At 31.5% G+C, this 18,583-nt stretch carries 15 protein-coding genes and 1 tRNA gene; 10 read left to right on the top strand and 6 right to left on the bottom strand.

Going from position 1 to position 18,583, the window contains the following annotated elements; genetic code table 11:
* Window positions 1-12: 12 nt before the first annotated feature.
* The 4 genes from EI427_RS18735 to EI427_RS18750 all read right to left on the bottom strand — a co-directional run bounded on the left by EI427_RS18735 (window position 13) and on the right by EI427_RS18750 (window position 6,569).
* Window positions 13-3,396: a DUF4175 family protein gene (locus EI427_RS18735; protein ID WP_126617628.1), complete on the bottom strand. Its 3,384-nt coding sequence runs from the start codon at window positions 3,394-3,396 to the stop codon at window positions 13-15.
* A 125-nt stretch (window positions 3,397-3,521) separates the two neighbouring features.
* Window positions 3,522-5,285, bottom strand: coding sequence for an ABC transporter substrate-binding protein (locus EI427_RS18740; protein ID WP_126617630.1), 1,764 nt, complete (start codon window positions 5,283-5,285; stop codon window positions 3,522-3,524).
* Window positions 5,286-5,437: 152 nt separating this feature from the next.
* A complete protein-coding gene (locus tag EI427_RS18745; protein ID WP_126617632.1) occupies window positions 5,438-6,205 on the bottom strand; it encodes an exodeoxyribonuclease III in 768 nt (255 codons plus the stop codon).
* A gap of 1 nt (window position 6,206) precedes the next feature.
* Window positions 6,207-6,569: a hypothetical protein gene (locus EI427_RS18750; RefSeq protein ID WP_126617634.1), complete on the bottom strand. Its 363-nt coding sequence runs from the start codon at window positions 6,567-6,569 to the stop codon at window positions 6,207-6,209.
* Window positions 6,570-6,674: 105 nt separating this feature from the next.
* Here EI427_RS18750 and EI427_RS18755 point away from each other — a divergent pair, with 105 nt between their 5' ends.
* The 10 genes from EI427_RS18755 (at window position 6,675) to EI427_RS18800 (ending at window position 14,397) form a co-directional block, all read left to right on the top strand.
* Entirely contained in the window at window positions 6,675-7,373 is a 699-nt protein-coding gene (locus EI427_RS18755) for a ComF family protein (RefSeq protein WP_126617636.1), read from the top strand.
* 90 nt (window positions 7,374-7,463) lie between these two features.
* Window positions 7,464-7,539: transfer RNA gene (locus tag EI427_RS18760), tRNA-Met, on the top strand.
* A 340-nt stretch (window positions 7,540-7,879) separates the two neighbouring features.
* A complete protein-coding gene (nusB, locus tag EI427_RS18765; protein WP_126617638.1) occupies window positions 7,880-9,064 on the top strand; it encodes a transcription antitermination factor NusB in 1,185 nt (394 codons plus the stop codon).
* A gap of 20 nt (window positions 9,065-9,084) precedes the next feature.
* Window positions 9,085-9,411: a YtxH domain-containing protein gene (locus tag EI427_RS18770; protein WP_126617640.1), complete on the top strand. Its 327-nt coding sequence runs from the start codon at window positions 9,085-9,087 to the stop codon at window positions 9,409-9,411.
* Window positions 9,412-9,536: 125 nt separating this feature from the next.
* Window positions 9,537-10,010, top strand: a complete 474-nt coding sequence (locus EI427_RS18775; protein ID WP_126617642.1) for a DUF1573 domain-containing protein — start codon at window positions 9,537-9,539, stop codon at window positions 10,008-10,010.
* Window positions 10,011-10,155: 145 nt separating this feature from the next.
* Window positions 10,156-10,497 (top strand): preprotein translocase subunit YajC, encoded by a 342-nt coding sequence (gene yajC, locus EI427_RS18780; protein WP_126617644.1) that lies wholly within the window; start codon window positions 10,156-10,158, stop codon window positions 10,495-10,497.
* A 171-nt stretch (window positions 10,498-10,668) separates the two neighbouring features.
* Complete coding sequence (locus EI427_RS18785; RefSeq protein WP_126617646.1) at window positions 10,669-11,706, top strand: YbbR-like domain-containing protein; 1,038 nt, start codon at window positions 10,669-10,671, stop codon at window positions 11,704-11,706.
* 6 nt (window positions 11,707-11,712) lie between these two features.
* Window positions 11,713-12,315, top strand: a complete 603-nt coding sequence (gene coaE, locus EI427_RS18790; RefSeq protein WP_126617648.1) for a dephospho-CoA kinase — start codon at window positions 11,713-11,715, stop codon at window positions 12,313-12,315.
* A gap of 146 nt (window positions 12,316-12,461) precedes the next feature.
* Entirely contained in the window at window positions 12,462-14,003 is a 1,542-nt protein-coding gene (purH, locus tag EI427_RS18795; protein WP_126617650.1) for a bifunctional phosphoribosylaminoimidazolecarboxamide formyltransferase/IMP cyclohydrolase, read from the top strand.
* 160 nt (window positions 14,004-14,163) lie between these two features.
* Window positions 14,164-14,397: a 4a-hydroxytetrahydrobiopterin dehydratase gene (locus EI427_RS18800; protein WP_126617652.1), complete on the top strand. Its 234-nt coding sequence runs from the start codon at window positions 14,164-14,166 to the stop codon at window positions 14,395-14,397.
* Window positions 14,398-14,400: 3 nt separating this feature from the next.
* On the opposite strand, the gene mutL is transcribed toward EI427_RS18800, so the two are convergent.
* Window positions 14,401-16,398 carry a DNA mismatch repair endonuclease MutL gene (gene mutL / locus EI427_RS18805; protein ID WP_126617654.1) on the bottom strand — a complete coding sequence of 666 codons (1,998 nt, stop codon included), beginning with the start codon at window positions 16,396-16,398 and terminating at the stop codon, window positions 14,401-14,403.
* A gap of 181 nt (window positions 16,399-16,579) precedes the next feature.
* On the bottom strand, window positions 16,580-18,268 hold the full coding sequence (gene ettA, locus EI427_RS18810; protein ID WP_126617656.1) for an energy-dependent translational throttle protein EttA: 1,689 nt from the start codon (window positions 18,266-18,268) through the stop codon (window positions 16,580-16,582).
* Window positions 18,269-18,583 lie beyond the last annotated feature (315 nt).

The following is an 18,583-nucleotide window of genomic DNA, read 5'->3' on the forward strand; positions in this document are numbered from 1 at the left end:
CTTGTAGGCATTTCAATCCTTTATCTTTTCAAAGTATTTATTCACTTCCTGCTTGTAATAAGTATTCAAAGAGGTAGGAATTGTACGTAACAATTCTATTTGATTTTCCTTCTGTTTTAAATATTCATCAAAACTATCCGGAGGAGGTATCTGTCTTTGCTTTTTAGCTGTTTCAGCTTTCCTCTCTTCATCTTTCCCTTTTTCTTTCTTTGCCTTTTCAGACTCAAGCATTCTGGTTAAAATTTCTTTTTGTCTTTTTATTAATTTATCGGTAAGTTCTTTATTAACTAAATCATCTTCCGTTTTTTCCATTTCTTTAAGGATCTTTCCATAGCCATTACCACCCTCTTTTATTCCTTCTCCGTCTTGGCCATCTTTCTTCTGTCCTTGCATTTGTTCAGGTCCTGATCCCATACTTTGTTTTAAAGCATTTCTAATCATTTCCTGCTGTGCTGCTAATTTAGCAAGTTCTTTAGATAATTCCTTTCCAGATTTGCCACTCTTTTTCAAGTTTTCCATCTGTTGGTTTAATTGCTGCTGCATCTGACTAGGGCTAGGGGATGAAGAAGACTGTTTCTGGTTCATCTGTTGGCCAGCCATACTTTGGCTCATCTGCTGTTGCATATTATCTAATATGTCACTCAATAGTAATGTAAGGTTATTTATTGAGGTCATTGTAAACTGCTGTTTACTAGCTGCTACTTCAGGTACACGTCTCTTAATAGCATTTAAGCTTTCATCCATATATTTGTTCATATCTGTTACTTCTCTTGTAACGAACGACTCTATTTGGAATACTCTTTTAGAGAGTGCAACTAAACTATCTTCTATGTATTTAGCATCATCTCTCAATTTAAGTTGTGTTTGCGACAATTCAACAAATTTTGGATCAATTCTTCTCACCTTTTTAAAGGATTCCATAAGATCTTCTTGATCGAAGGATAGTTTTAAAAGATTTTCCATTATTTGTCTCAGTGCATCATGGTCTTCACTTATTTGTTCCATTTCTGCAGATTGCATACTTTGTTGCATTTGCTTAGCCATTTGCTGCATTTTATTGGCCGCTTTCTTTTGTGATTGATGAGCGTCTTTCTTTTTATCTTGTTTTAATTGTTCAGAAGCATTTTCTTGTTCTTTCTGAATTGATCTTTCACTTGGAGTAAACTGTTCAAAGTCTTGATTAGTTTGTTCCTTCTTATCCATTTTACGAAGTTCCTCCATCTCTTGTTTTATTTTTTCGAACTTTTCATTCAGTTCTTGCTGCTTTTTAACAAGGTCTTCTTTTGCCTTGTCATTTTCAGCTTTTTTAGAGGGGTCTTCTGCTTCTTTTTCCTGCTTCTTTTGTAGTTCATCAGTTTCCTTTGCAACCTCTTGTTGCTTCTGAGAAAGGTCTTCTAATTTACTAGATACTTCTTTTGCTTTTTGTTCTATCTGTAGCTTCTTAAAAAGTTTAATAGTTCTTTCTAATTCATTTTTAAGATTCTTCTGCTTTTTCTCGATATTCTTTAAATTTTCTTGGAGTGGTTGGTTAATATAGTTTTGCTCCATTAACTTCTGTAACTCATCATATAATTTTTGAGTTTCTTCATCATTAATATCTTCAATAATTTTTTGAAGTTGTTCTGCTTTTTGAGCAACACTTTTATCCTGATCAGAAAACTTACTTTGCTTATCTTTTAATTCTTGACTTTGTTGCTGAAGATTTTCTAATTCTTGCTGTAATGCTTTTCTTTCTTCAATTAGTTTTTGAATGTCTTTTTTATCTTGCCAAGTTAATTGTCTTTTACCTTTTAATTTTTCCTCTAATTTTTTAAGGTTTTTATTTAATTCATCAGCTTTAGCAAGAGTTTCTTCTAATTTATTTTCAGTTTCTTTTTTACTTTCTTCTAGATCTTTTTCTATTTCTGCAGAGGTAGGTAGCATAAAAGTATACATAGGTGTTTTACTTCTTTTATTACCGTTTACACCATCATTATCATAAACCTCAACAAAGTACTCTAACTTATCACCTTCTTTAAGGTTAAATTGATTTGTTTCTAATTTGTAATAGAAACTTTGATCAATTGCTTTCCTATTAAAAGGAATATCTATTTTATTAAAAGTAGTAGGAGATTTAGTATCATCTTTCTTTTTAATTCTATAGCGAGTACGTAATCTAGTGATACCATAATCATCACCAATATTTCCACCAAATACAAGATAATCAAACATGACTGTGTCTTGGTATTGCCTCATGCTTATACTTGGGTATTTATCTTTTATCACATTTAAGAAATAAGAAATACTATCCTTATTTGTACCATAAATATTTGATAAAGTGACACTATAGGATGTTGATTCATTTGTTTTATAGACGTATTTAAATACGTTGTTGTCTACTATTTCAGCATCAGATTTTAGTGCAATTTCTTTAAAATATAATTGAATAGAATCTGTTGTTTTGGTATCAAATAACCATGTAATATTTGATCCTTCAGGAACAAGTAAATTACCTGTATTTTCTAAAGTCTCATTTGATTTATTTGTATATCTAGGGTAGGTAACCTGTACGCTAAACTTAGATAAATTAGGGCGAGTTAATGTGTTGATTTTAAATTCTTTTGAATAATATCCCGCTGCTTTAAATCTAAATTTAACCCCATGTTGCATTTTTTTGAATGTATGAACAAAAGAATACCCAGGATTAGATTTTTGTAGTTTGATTAAAGATCCTTTATCTGTTTCTATATATACATCAGATGGTAATACCTCGCCACTTAATGCTACTTTTAACTCAAAGTCATCTCCTTGGAAGGGTTCTAAGTTTGAGGTTAGGAGATTAAAAGTAAAGGGTGCTATTGGTAAAAACTCTTTATCAAATTGAATAATCTTAGGAGTACTTTCTACAATAATTTGTGGTCTTACAAATAAGATAGCAAACAATACTACTAAAGCGGGTAGGAGATACCTATACCAATACCTTAAGTTTTCTTTATATGATATTGCTGTAGTAAAATTAATAGGAGAAAATTGATGTCCTCTTTGCTCTAAAGTAGCTTTTATAAGGCTATTACTTTTAGCATCTGATTGTAATTGTATTGAATTGATAAGCTTATCAGAGATTTCTGGAAAGTGATTACCAATCTCAATTGCTGCTTGTTCATCACTAATCTGTTTACTTATACCATTCATTTTTGCTAGAGGTTTTATAACCCACAAAAAGAATATATAAGAGAAGGACATGATATAAGCAAAAAAGAGAATTGCTCGAGTAGTAGTACCGAAATTATTTAAATACTCTAATACACTAAAAAGCAAAAATAGACCTAATACAGCAGCTAGTGTTAGAATGGTGCCTTTCATAGCAGCGTTTCTATATAGTTTTTGTTTATAGGCTTTTATTTTGCTTTCAAACATAAGGTTTGTGATAATATTATGAGTTAATAATTTAGGATAGAAGAATGAATAATTCCCTATTAAAAAATAAAACTGATTCTAAAGTAAGAATCAGTTTTATTTATCATATAGTAATATAATTAATATTAATGAGTTTTATCAAAATAAACGGTACTGAAATCACGATATTGCATAGGATTATTAGGGAAATCCTCAACATGTCTCTGAATTAGGCGATATCCTTCGTCATACCACAGTACAATAAAGGGTGCATCGGCCATTAAAATCTTTTCAGCATTCATAAAATGTACCATTGCTTGGTTCTGATCTATAGAAGCTAATGCTTTTTCATATTCGACATCAAACTTAGGGTTTGAGTAACGAATTAAGTTTGGCCAAGATTTTTCTTCTGGGTTTTCTGGAAGAGTTTTACCGTAATATGCCCATAAGTAATTTTCTGGACTAGGGTAATCGGCAATCCACGCTAAACGTAAAAAATCATATCTACCCATTATACTTTTCTCTGCAATCTGAGCAAATGGAGAAATTTTTAATTCAACATTTACATTTAGCTTATCCTTAAGTTGTTTTTTAACCTCAAGTGCTACGTTACTGTATTGTTCCCCTTCTGTGTTAAGGTCTAAAGTAACCTTAGGAAAACCTTTACCATCAGGGTATCCAGCTTTTGCTAAATAATACTTTGCAGAATCAATATTCATTTTATAACCTGTGATCTGTTCAATATCATAATTCTTAAATACTGGAGGAGTTATACCGTGATATCCTTCCATGTATCCTTCTCCATTTAAGATGTATTCTAATATTCTTTGTCTATCAATAGCAAAACTAAAGGCTTTACGAATATTGATGTCTTGAAATACTTTACCTTGGTTATTCATTGCAAGGAACTGTGTAGACATTTCAGGAATTCTTTGTAGATGATACTTAAAGTTTTCATTTGTCTCATCTGATTCCGTAAGCACATCAATAATATCTTCCGTAGGAATTCTGTACATCATGTCCAGCTCTCCTTTTTTAAATTCTAAGAATTCTATTTTTTTATCTTTAATAAAAGAAACTGATATAGCTTTTAAGAAAGGTAGTTTATTACCAAACTCATCAACACCATGATAATTTTCGTTCTTAGATAAATTAATAGAAATATCTTCATCAACACTTGCTATCTGGAATGGACCAGTACCAACACATTTAGTTCTCATGTCTTCACCGTAGCTTTCTACAGCTTCTCTAGGAAAGATAAAAGAACCAGGTCTAGCAAGGTTATATAAAAACATTGAGTTAGGCTTTAGTAAAGTGATTTCTAGAGTTAAAGCATCAATTACTTTAAAACCGGCAACACCTTCTAAACCTTCAGGAGTTCTAACAAAAGATAGATTTTCTTTTGTTGCATCATAATATTCAACAGCACCTTTTACTATATCAGTAAATAAATGTGCGTACTGATTATTTCTATTATATGTACAGATAAGGTTAAAGTTGTAAACTACATCTTGTGCAGATAGCTTTCTTCCTTTGCCATTTTCAAAACATTTATCGTCGTGGAAATAGACATTATCTTTTAATTTAAAGGTATAAACGAGTTGATCATCAGATTTTGCATAACTGTCTACCAAACTAGGAACAACCTGTAAAGTCTTTTGATCAAATTTGAATAGCCCTTCATAAATTTGAGAAGCAATTCTGTAAGAATAAATATCAATAATACTTAGTGGGTATAAGTTTTTGATATATTCTGATTCGTTTACTCTAAATACTCCTCCGTAAAATTTATCACCACTTGTGGGTGTTAGTTTATTTTCTGCATCTTTTTCGTTGTGGTTTGTTGGACCACATCCCATAAATACAGCTAGGATTAAAAAAGAGAATGTAATAGCTATCAGCTTTCTCATCTGCAATGAATTTTCTATTGTATTACAGCTACATAAATTGTTGTAGCTGGATTCGTACTCTAACCATTTGAAGAAGAATACAGTATGTGAGTATAAAAATATTTAAAATAATGATTTATAGCGTATAATTCATGGAATTATTTCTTAAATAATTATTTAAAGTCAATTTCGACGGGACAGTGATCCGAATGGTAAGCATCATTATGCAGAAGTGAATTTGTAAGACGATCTGCAAAAGTATCTTGTACCATAAAATAATCAATTCTCCATCCTAAGTTTTTACCTCTAGCTCCTGCACGGTATGTCCACCAGCTATATTTCCCTGGGTTTTCATCAAATTTTCTAAATGCATCTACAAAACCACCTTCGGTAATAAATTTAGTAACCCATTCTCTTTCAGCAGGCTGAAAACCAGAAGTGTTTTTATTGCGATCGGGATTATGTATATCTATAGCTTTATGACAGATATTAAAATCGCCACAAATGACTAAATTACTGTATTCAGTTTTTAGGTTTGAGATGTATTTAAAATAATCATCTAAGAAATTATATTTAAATTTTTGTCTCTCTTCACCAGATGTCCCAGAAGGAAAGTAAGTATTTACTAAGGTAAAATCTTTGAACTCACACAGTATAGTTCGACCTTCAGCATCATACACATCAATTCCCATGCCTATTTTAGTAGATTTTGCCTCTACTTTAGAGAAAATTGCAACCCCACTGTAACCTTTTTTTTGTGCAGAGTGCCAATAAACATATTTGTACCCCAATGCCTTGAATCCCTCAAGGTCAACTTGCTCCTCATTTGCTTTAACTTCCTGAAGACAAATAACATCGGGGTTAATACCTTTTACCCATTCTAATAAGTCTTTTTTAATGGCAGCACGTATGCCATTAACATTGTATGATATTACTTTCATATTAGTCTAATAGATCTGATTCGTGTTTAAAATATTGAACAACATGCCATCTCATGAGTTGTTCTTGGGCAAGTAAATCCATTGAAGGAATTTTTTTTATTAATTTCCAATGAGGCCACCCTTCTTTATCAAGTCCTTCTAATTCGTAATAATTAGAATAGCTTAATATTTTACATGTTGCAATATGAATAAGATCTTGCTTTTCTTCTTTAGAAAAATGGACAGGGCCTTTCCCTAATTCTTGAATACCTATTAAAAATAGAATACTATTTAAATCTGCCGGAGCTTTTCCTAATGTCTCTGTTAATGCAGAAAGTAACTGAGTCCATTCAATTTTTAATTGCTCTAATTCTTCGTTTTCCACTATATCTATATTTTAAGCTATTGTATTGTAGCTATATAATTATTGAATAATTTATTTGATCTCGTAACTTACTCAAGTTAACGATACGATTCATACAAAAAAACTATGCAAAAGCTTATAAAACTACTCAAAACCATATTTTTTAGTCTATTTCCCGACTTATGTTTTCATTGTAATCAAATGCTTAATGAAGGGGAGGAAGTGTTATGTTTTCATTGTCATTCAAAACTGCCTGTTTTTGATGGTTGTTGGGTGAATGCTCAGAATAATATAATCACTCAGTTATTTAATCATAAGGTAAATTTAAAATATGGTCTAGCTTTTTTCTATTACGAAAATTTTGGTGTTACAAGAAGTTTAATTCATCATCTTAAATATAAAAATCAAGAAGTTGTAGGTACTTGGATTGTTAATCACTTCGGAGATCTATATAATTCAGCTATAAATGACATTGACTATATCGTACCAATTCCTCTTCATTCTAAAAGAAAAAAGGAGAGAGGGTACAATCAAGTAGATACTTTTTGTACTGCTTTAAGTGATAAATGGAATATACCTTATATAAAAGAGAACCTCATTCGAAAGAAGTATACTAATACGCAGACTAAAAAAACAAGAATGGAAAGGGTTTCTAATCTTAAAAATGTATTTGATGTAAAAAAACAAGAAGTTTTTTCAAATAAACATATACTTTTAGTAGACGATGTTTTAACTACAGGTTCTACTTTAGAATCAGCAGGTTATGTGTTATTAGATAGTGGAATTAAAAACTTAAGTATACTCACTATTGGCATTGTAGTATAAATATTAACGCTTATTATTAATAAATAAACCCTTTTCATTTGGTTGGTTAATATAAAAACTCTACTTTTGCAGAGCATTTAAGAAAAACAGTGCGGGGTGGAGCAGTTGGTAGCTCGTCGGGCTCATAACCCGAAGGTCATCAGTTCGAGTCTGGTCCCCGCTACCAAGTAAGGCTAGTCTAATTTTAGATTAGCCTTTTTCTTTTTCTTAAATATCAAAAAAGCAGTTAAAGAGGAAGTTACGCTTTGTTTGTCTAACCTGTTAAAACAAACACCTCATCTTTAAGCTATGCACTACAACTTAGATTATGTGTATTCCACAAATCGGGTTTGTATCTTAGAGTATGTTTGAATACTGTTTTTGAAGTTAATCCTACCTTTTATTGAATCATCTTCATTATATATTCCATTCAGACTCTTAATAAAATTAATTGACTTGAACTTTCATATGCTTGTTTTCGTCAATTAGTTATAAATGTTCCTTAGTTTTTAGATAAAAGTAGATCCATGCTAAATAGAAGATTATTACGCATTAAAATAATGCAAAGCGTCTATGCTTTCAAGCAAAGTAAAGCATCAAATAAAGAATTGACTTTAGATACAATTAGGGATGAATTCCGAGAAGAGTTCTTAGAATTTGGACAAGAGGAAAAAGCAAGAATTGATGAAGAACAAGCTAAAGTAATAGAATACTTTACAAATTATCTTAATGAAGATACGGAAGCTTCTACAGAAGAATTGGATGTAAAACTGCTTAAAGTAGCATCTAAAGCTAAGAACCATTACGAGCAATTAGTAATTAAAGATGAAAATGACTTCAAGAAAAAGATGGTCATTGAAACGGAGCAATTATTTACTAAATACCTTAAAATTCTTTCTTACTTAATAGATATCTCTGAGTTATCTAAAAAAGAGCTTGAAAGAAAAATAGAGAAGAACGCAAGAAATATTGAACTTGATCAAAAATTTGTTGATTGGTTCTATAACAATAAAGCATTTACAGTTCTTAGAGAAGATGAAGTTTTGATGGAGTTGTTGTCAAAACATAAATTAAGAAGAATTGAAGATGACGAAAAAGTCTTAGAATGGCTTAGAGTTTTAAAGCGTGATGAAGATTTAATTACTGCTATTGAGGAGCTTACAAAAGACTCTTCAACTTTTGAAACTCATCTAGAAATTTTACGTTTAATAGTAAGAGACTTCATCTTTAAAAATGAGATAATAGAGTCGTCTTTTGAAGCAGAAGATTTGAACTGGTCTGAGAATAAACGCATACTGAGAAGTATGGTATTAAAGACTGTGAAAAATATTTCTGAAGATAAGGCAACAGAAATTTTATCTATCTCTAAAAACTGGGAAGAGGATAAAGAGTTTTTTGAAGAGCTTTTCAGCTTAACACTTAGCCAAGAAGAAAACTTTAAAGATATTATCGCCAATAAGTCTAAAAAGTGGGCTATAGATCGAATTGCAAAAGTTGATAGTATACTAATTAATATGGCATTAGCTGAAATGTTAAATTTCAGAAATATACCTGTAAAAGTTACAATCAACGAGTTTATTGAGATCTCTAAGCAATATAGTACACCAAAAAGTTGGCAGTTTATTAATGGTATGTTAGATTCAATTTCTGAAGAATTACAATCGGAAGGAAAAATCAAGAAAAGTGGAAAAGGTCTACTGGATAACAAATAATTAAACATATTGACTTTAACATGGCAAAGAACGGAGGAAATTCATTTTTAGGTTTTGTTGCAGGAGCTGCTGCAGGTGCTTTATTAGGTGTTCTTTTTGCACCAGATAAAGGAAAAAATACTAGAGAACGTTTAACGTTTAAATTAGATAAATATCGAGAAGATTTAGAAGATCTTGTTGAAGATTTATTAGAAGAAAGAAAAGTAGCTGTAACTGCCGCTAAGTCTGAAGGACAGCGTGTAATAGATGATGCTATTAAGCATGCAGAAGAATTAATGGGAGAAGTTGATGCTTTAAAAGAGCGTATTGCAACTCCAGCATTGGATGAAGAAGAAGAAGATAAATAAATTCTCTTTTCAGATTTCATTAAAAGGCAAGGAAGATCTTACTTCTTTGCCTTTTTTAGTTTAAAGTGATTATTATTGTAATTAAATTGACAAATAATAATAAAATGTCTTAATAGATTACTCAAATGAAATTAATCAAATCATTATCAATACTTGTAGTTATGGCTACAATGTTAATTTCTTGTGGTGAAGAAAAAAAATCTTCTTCAACAGAGAAATCTGCGGCTGTATCTACAGCTTCTACTACTAAAGCAAGTACAGGGCCTTTAGCTAAATTTAATTTCGAAGAAAAAGAATTTAACTTTGGTGAAATCACAGAAGGTGATAAGGTAACGCATGTATTTAATTATACAAATCAAGGTGAGGTGCCTTTAACAATCACTAATGTTAGAACAACATGTGGTTGTACTGCTCCTGATTGGGATAGAAAGCCTCTAGCACCTGGAGAGACTGCTAAATTGACTGTTACTTTTAATAGTGCACATAAAAAAGGAACTCAAGTAAAAAGAGTTACTATTCAGGCCAATGTAGAAGACGGTATGGATGTAGTAACTATTAGAGCTAAAGTGAACCCTAAAGCAGAGAAAGGAACAATGTAATTTGTTTTCTTTTGGATCTTTCACAAAAAAAAACCTCTATTAGGGTAGTTCCCTAGTAGAGGTTTGTATTTTTGTAGCAAAGCATAAGAAAGGTTGTATCTACAGCTTAATTATAAAAGAATTTTGAAATTTAATTAACAATAAAATGAACGTTTTAAACAACATTCTACTTCAACTTCCAGGTGGAGGAGATTCAGCACAAATTATGAACTTAGTATTTATCGTAGGTATGGTTGCGGTATTTTATTTCTTTATGATTCGTCCACAACAAAAGAAACAAAAAGATCAGCAAAAATTTTCTGACGCTGTTAAGAAAGGGCAAATGGTTGTTACTGTAAGTGGTTTACATGGTAAAGTTTATGAAGTAAATAATACTACAGTAGTTTTAGAAATTGATAGAGGAGTAAAAGTAACTTTTGAAAAATCTTCTATCTCTGCTGAAAACACAAATATTGTTTTTGGACCTAAAAAAGATAAAAAGGACTAATCTCCATTTTAATATTAAGGTGACCAATAATTTTGAAAATATTTTTAGTGTTTGATAATTATTCGTGATAAACCTTACTATCTTGTAAACCGTAGCATAAAATATATTTATGTTACGGTTTTTTATTTTTCTAAAGATATTATAGCATTATTCAGTAGGTTAAAAATAGATATGCCTAATAGAAAATACCATATTCCAGACTTTCCGAAACTCATTAAATGGGTAGAAGAAAAATTAAATAATTTTGTAGAGAATAGTACATTCTTACAAGATATAAAAACATGGGATTGGAGTGCTATGATTGTTTGTTTCATGACAGCATTTATCTTTTGGGTCTTTCATTCTCTAAACGAAGATCACACTTCTACAATAGAAATTCCCGTTATCGTAAAAGTAAATGAGGAAAATGTTGTAGCCTTACAAGAGCCTCCTAAATACGTTAGTGTAAATGCAACAGGAAACGGATGGACACTTTTAAGTAAGTCTTTAAGAATAGGGAATAGTAAGCTTAATATTAATCTTGAAGACCCAGTGTCTGTAAAATATCTTGCAGGTAAAGTTTTACTAAAAGAATTATCACAGGTATTAAAAGGATTAAAAGTAAATTATATCCTAGAAGATACATTGGCTTTTGATTACGATACGCTTACCAATAAAAAACTAGCAGTTAAGATTGATACAACTTCTTTTCATTTTCAGAATGGATATAGGAGAGTAGGTAATATTAATGTAATACCTGATAGTGTAATATTTAGAGGACCAAGTACAGAATTAGCAAGGTTCCCTAATAACCTGTTGTTAGCATCAGAAGATGCTCAGCCAATAGCAGAAAATTTAAACGAATATATTCCAATAGAAATCCCAGGTAATAATGATAAAAGATTAATTGTTTCTCAATATGATGAAGTGAAAGTATCTTTTAATGTGTTCTATTTTATTTCTTCTACAGAGAAAGCAAAACTGTTAAAAGTTAATTTCCCAGAAGAAGAAGTAATAGAAAAATTTTCATTAGTACCTGATGATGTGTATATTAGTTATATTATTAGAGAAGACCTTATTAATAATATAGACTCAATACCTGTAGTTGTTGACTACAAGGATATTAATTGGGCAGACTCAACGGTAACACCAAAGGTGTTTTTAGATAACGATAATTACGAGAATATTTTATTATCACCAAAGTACTTAAGAGTACAAAAAGTTAATTAATAAGCCATGCAAGTAGGAATTACTGGTGGAATAGGTGCTGGCAAAAGTTATATCTGTAGAATTTTTAAAGTATTAGGAGCTCCAATCTACAATGCAGATATTCAGGCCAAAATGTTAATGCGAGAAGACCCTAAAATTATCAAAGAAATCATTTCAGTGTTTGGTAAAGATGCATATCTTCAAAACGGAATGCTGAACAGACCTTTCTTAGCTCGCCAAATATTTTCTGATAAGAGAAAATTAGAAACCATGAATAGCATCGTCCACCCAAGAGTAGCAGACCATTATAATGATTGGGTTAGAATTGAATTACAAATACATCCTTATGTTGTTAAAGAAGCAGCTTTGATGTTTACAAATGGTAATTATAAAAAACTTGATAAAGTAATAGTGGTTGACGCTCCAATAGAAAAAAGGGTTCAACGTGTTTTGGAAAGAGATCATCGTCCAAAAAATCAAATTGAAGATATAATTAATAAACAGCAAGGAGAAGAAAAGTTATTTAATCTTGCCGATATAAAATTACAAAATGATGATTCTTCATTATTAATTCCAGAAATTATTAACCTTCATAGGTCATTTAGCAACTATGAAATTTTAGTAAAATAAGGTTAATCATTGATGAATTTTTAAAAATAGGCTGAAAATTATAGGTAATTCACTGTAATTTTCAGTCTTTTTTGTACAAGTAGATTTTTTTTAGACTTGAATTGATTACTTTCGCGCTATAATCACTAAAACAAAGATTATCAACTATGAAAAAGGTCGAGTCAGCACTCATTTCGGTTTTTTACAAAGACAATCTAGCGCCAATTGTAAAACTACTGCAAGAACAAGGTGTCACTATCTACTCAACAGGTGGAACGCAAAGTTTTATAGAAGAACTAGGAGCCGAAGTAACGGCTGTTGAAGACTTAACTTCGTACCCTTCTATTTTAGGAGGACGTGTTAAAACTTTACATCCTAAAATTTTTGGAGGTATCCTAAACAGAGGAGACAACGAAACTGATCAAGCTCAAATTGAGGAATTTGATATTCCGAACATTGATCTTGTAATTGTTGATCTTTATCCATTTGAGGAAACAGTAGCTCAAGATGCAGCGCATCAAGCAATTGTAGAGAAAGTTGATATTGGAGGTATTTCTTTAATTCGTGCAGCAGCTAAGAATTATAAGGATACTTTAATTGTATCTTCTAGAGAACAATATGATGAAGTAGCAACTATTCTTTCAGAAAAGAATGGAGCAACAGATCTTAAAGATCGTATGCGTTTTGCTGCAAAAGCATTTGATATTTCTTCACACTATGATTCTAAAATCTTTGACTACTTCAATAGTGTAGTAGCAGAAGAGGAAGAAGCTATTCCTAGTTTGAAAGTATCAGAACGTACAGCTAAAACTTTACGTTACGGAGAAAACCCTCATCAAGAAGGAACATTCTACGGAGATTTATCAGAAATGTTCGACCAGTTAAATGGTAAAGAACTTTCTTATAATAACTTAGTAGATGTTGATGCTGCTGTAGCATTAATTGATGAGTTTCCTGCTAAAGAAGGAGCTGCTTTCGCTATTTTAAAGCATACAAACGCTTGTGGTGTTGCTTTAGGAAGTGATTTAAAAGATGCTTACGTAAAAGCTTTAGCTTGTGATAATGTATCTGCATTTGGTGGTGTACTAATCAGTAATATGGAAATTGACTTGGCAACAGCTGAGGAAATTCATAAATTATTCTGTGAAGTAGTTATCGCTCCAGGTTTTAATGCAGAAGCATTAGAATTATTAAAAGGAAAGAAAAACCGTATCATCTTAAATAGAAAAGAGGTGAAATTGGGTAAAGTTCAGTACAAATCTTTATTAAACGGTGTATTAGCACAAGATAAAGACCTTACTACTGAATCGTGGGAAGATTTAAAAGTTGTTACTGAAAAATCTCCTTCAGATGCTCAAACAGCAGCACTTCTATTTGCTAACAAAATTTGTAAACACACAAAATCTAATGCTATTGTTTTAGCAAAAGATGGTCAATTGTTTGCAAGCGGAGTAGGACAAACTTCTAGAGTTGATGCTTTAAACCAAGCAATTTTAAAAGCAAAAAGTTTTGGATTTGATTTATCAGAGGCTGTGATGGCATCTGATGCATTCTTCCCATTCCCAGATTGTGTAGAAATTGCAGATAAAGAAGGAATCAAATCCGTTGTTCAACCTGGTGGGTCTATTAAAGATCAATTATCAGTTGATTACTGTAATGAACATGGTGTTTCTATGGTAATGACAGGTGTTCGTCATTTCAAGCACTAAAAATATATTAAGCTTTTGCTTAAATGAAGCCGGTACCTTAGGGTGTCGGCTTTTTTTTGTAATTTAATTTTATAAATAATGACAAGAAGGCTTTATCAATAAGCATTACCTTTTTCATTATTATTAGGAACAATACTTTATAACTTAACCTAGAGTTGATATGAATACATGGAAGGAAGAGAATAATCAGCTTCAAAAAACTTTTACATTTAAAGACTTTCCCGAAGCATTTGCCTTTATGACAAGGGTAGCATTCTTAGCAGAAGCTCATCAACATCATCCTAATTGGTCGAATGTGTGGAATAAAGTAGACATTTGTTTAACAACACATGATGCAGGTAATACCGTAACTCAAAAAGATAGGGATTTAGCAGCTGCAATTGATCAAATATAGAAACTATCGGATATTAAACATTCCTTCAATTTGTGCAGTATCCATCAATACAACTGTCTTTTTACCATCAGGTGTATAATTTGGAGAAGAGCAAGAAAATAATTGTTCAATCATAGACTTCATTTCTTGAAGTTCTAACAATTGACCACTTTTAATACTAGCTCTTTTTGCTAAAGCACGAGCAATACTATCATTAGATGATAAACGTAACTGTTCTTGGTTGTGCTTTATTTGTTCAAATAACTCTTCAAGAATTTCTTGTTCATCACCACCTTGGATAATTGTAGGTACTCCATTAATTAAAATGGTATTGTCTTTTTCTACTTTGAAATTGAAGCCTAATGCTGCGATTTCTGTAGTAAAATCAGAAAATAAAGCAAAATCCGAAGGGTTTAATTGTACCGTTTTTGGAAATAATAATTGCTGAGATACACCCGAAGTATTTTCTATTTGAGAAAGAAATTTTTCATATAGAATACGTTCGTGAGCGGCCTCTTGATCCATCCACATAACACCAGATTTAACTTGATACATAATATATTTATTATGTAGTTGGATTGGTATTACATTATCAGATGGAAAACCTTCTAAAACAGTATCTTTTTCTGTTGAATTATCAAGATCATTAGCTCTACTACTATAAGTAAGAGATTGTTCTGTAGAATCTGAATTCGAAAAGTTATTTGATGATTGATTATCACCCATTTCAATTGGATTCCAAGGAGAAAAATCAGGCATATCACTTGAAGGTTGATTCCAAGTGTTTAAACGAGAAGATATTTTTACAAAATCATCGTTTTCTGAATTTTGATCGAAAGGAACATTGACAGAGAAATTGTCTAATGAATTTGACGTTGATGCAAAATCATTTGATGATGGAGCAGGTAAATCTGGAATATTAGAAGAAAGGTCTTTTTCTAAAGGAGGTATCATTTGATTATTTCCTAGAATACTTTCTTTCCTATCTTTTGCAAAGTTTACATCAATACCAAAATCAATAGAAGGAGCAACTCCATAACTAGCTAATGCTTGTTTTACAGCAGCACTAACAATAGCATAGGTTGTTCTTTCATCTGCAAATTTCACTTCTGTTTTAGTAGGGTGTACATTTACGTCAACATCACTAGGGTCTATTTCTATGTAAAGTAAATAGAATGGAAAATGACTTTCAGGCAATATTGAGTCGTATGCCGTCATTATTGCATGATTTAATGCCGAGTGTTTAATGTATCTGCCATTTACAAAGAAGAATTGTTCTCCACGTGTTTTCTTTGCATTCTCTGGCTTACCAATATAACCTCTCACCTTAATTACATCAAGATCTTCTTGACAAGGATACAGTTGTTCTTGATAAGATTTACCAAACATAGAAACAATACGCTTAGCAATATTACCAGCTCTTAGATTATAGATTTCTTTATCATCAGAAATCATCAGCATAGAAATTTCTGGATGAGCTAGTGCTACACGCTGAAACTCATCTATGATGTGCTTTAATTCTACAGGATTAGATTTTAAAAACTTTCTTCTAGCAGGAACATTAAAGAATAAATTTTTCACTGAAAAACTTGTTCCTTTAGGAGTACTAATAGGTTCTTGTTTTTTAATTTCGGAACCTTCAATTTCTATAGTAGTACCAATTTCATCTTCCTCTTTTTTTGTTTTCACAACAACTTGTGCAACAGCAGCAATAGAAGCAAGCGCCTCACCTCTAAAACCAAATGTGTTGATATTAAAAAGATCATCAGAAGAAAGAATCTTAGATGTTGCGTGACGTTCAAAACTCATTCGTACGTCAGTTTCAGACATACCAATTCCGTTATCAATTACTTGAATTAGAGTTTTACCAGCGTCTTTTACCTTTAAAATAATAGCGTCACTACCTGCATCGATAGCATTTTCTACTAGCTCTTTTACTACGGAAGCGGGGCGCTGTACCACTTCACCTGCAGCAATTTGATTGGCTAATGACTCAGGTAATAAACGAATTACGTCTTGCATACTTTCTTTTTATAAAATGCTTCTTTTTAAAGATAGCACCTTAATCTTTTTTATTGTGAATATCCAATAAAAATTAATCTTACCGGATTTACAAAAATAACGTCTTTTCAGTTGAAAAAAAATGCTTCTTCTACTAATAAACAGTAAAAGAAGCATCTTTTTAGAGTTGTTTGATAAAAAATTATTTTGTCAATTTTTTATATTTCAATCTTTTTGGTGTGATATCTCCAATTTCTTCTCTTCTTTTCTCTTCATACTCAGAGAAGTTACCTTCAAAGTATCTTACAGTAGACTCACCTTCAAACACTAATAAGTGTGTTGCCAATCTATCTAAGAACCAACGGTCGTGAGAAATAATTACAGCACAACCTGCAAAGTTTTCTAATGCTTCTTCTAAAGAACGCATTGTGTTAACATCTAAATCATTGGTAGGCTCATCAAGTAATAATAAGTTAGACCCTTTTTTAAGTGTCATAGCTAATTGAACTCTGTTACGCATACCTCCAGATAAATCACCTACTTTTTTATTCTGATCATTACCTGCAAAGTTAAATTTAGAAACATAAGCTCTAGAGTTAACTTGGCGTCCATCAATCTCCATCAGTTCATTACCTCCAGAAATTGTTTCCCATACAGTTTTGGTTTTATCAATATCATTATGTTCCTGATCGATATAACCAATCTCTACAGTTTCACCAACATCAAAAGTACCAGACAATGGTTTTAATTGTCCTGTAATTAATTTGAATAGGGTTGTTTTACCAACACCGTTTGGCCCAACAATACCGACAATACCACCTTGAGGTAAAGTAAAATTAAGATCTTCGTAAAGAACTTTATCATCAAAAGCCATAGAAACACCTTTTGCCTCAATTACTTTAGAACCTAAACGAGGGCCTGCAGGAATAAAGATTTCTAATTGTGCTTCTTTCTCTTTAGAATCTTCATTTAATAGAGATTCGTAAGAACTTAAACGAGCTTTTTGTTTAGCATGACGTCCTTTTGGAGTCATTTTAATCCACTCTAATTCTCTTTCAAGAGTTTTCTGACGTTTAGTTTCTTGTTTATCTTCTTTCGCTAAGCGTTTTTGTTTTTGATCTAACCACGAAGAGTAATTTCCTTTCCAAGGAATGCCTTCTCCACGGTCTAATTCAAGAATCCAGCCTGCTACGTTATCTAAGAAATAACGGTCGTGAGTTACTGCAATTACAGTACCTTTATATTGTTGTAAATGTTGCTCTAACCAATATACAGATTCAGCATCTAAGTGGTTGGTAGGTTCATCTAGTAACAGTACATCTGGAGCTTGAAGAAGTAGTCTACATAATGCTACTCTACGTTTTTCACCTCCTGATAACACACTAATTTTTTGATCTTCTGGAGGGCAACGAAGAGCATCCATTGCACGGTCAAGTTTACTGTCTAACTCCCAGGCATCTAGATTATCTAATTTCTCTTGAACTTCTCCTTGTCGTTCAATTAATTTATTCATAGCATCCGGATCATCTAATATCTCCGGCTCTGCAAATTTTAGATTTATTTCTTCAAATTCTTGAAGTAAATCAACAGTCTCTTGTGCACCTTCTTGTACAACTTCTTTTACTGTTTTTTCTGGGTCTAAAAGAGGTTCTTGCTCTAAATAACCAATACTATATCCTTGAGAAAAAACAACTTCTCCTCTATATTCTGTATCTACTCCAGCTATAATGCGAAGTAGAGATGATTTACCTGATCCATTTAGACCTAAAACACCAATTTTGGCACCATAGAAAAAAGAAAGGTATATATTTTTTAATACCTGTTTATTAGGTGGATATACCTTTGTAACACCAGCCATCGAGAAGATGACAGTTTCATTATTATTACTCATATTTATTAATACTTTGAACTTATTTCTACAATAAATCGTAAATGTAGATGAAAGTTAGTTATACAGATACAAATTATGATATATATCTGATAAAAATTTGCAATTAATAAAGTAAGATAGCAAATTGCATGATATATAATCAGTTATTAAAATGGATGTTAATGAATGTGCGATAAATCACTTGATTTTAAACACTCATTTTTGACTTTCAATTACTTTGAATTTATTGAATTAGTTATTGGATTACATATTAAAATATTAATTAGAATTTATTATCAAAATTAGGTTTGTAAGAGACTATCGAAGACTATTGAT

This window comes from Flammeovirga pectinis (genome assembly GCF_003970675.1).
GTDB lineage: Bacteria > Bacteroidota > Bacteroidia > Cytophagales > Flammeovirgaceae > Flammeovirga > Flammeovirga pectinis.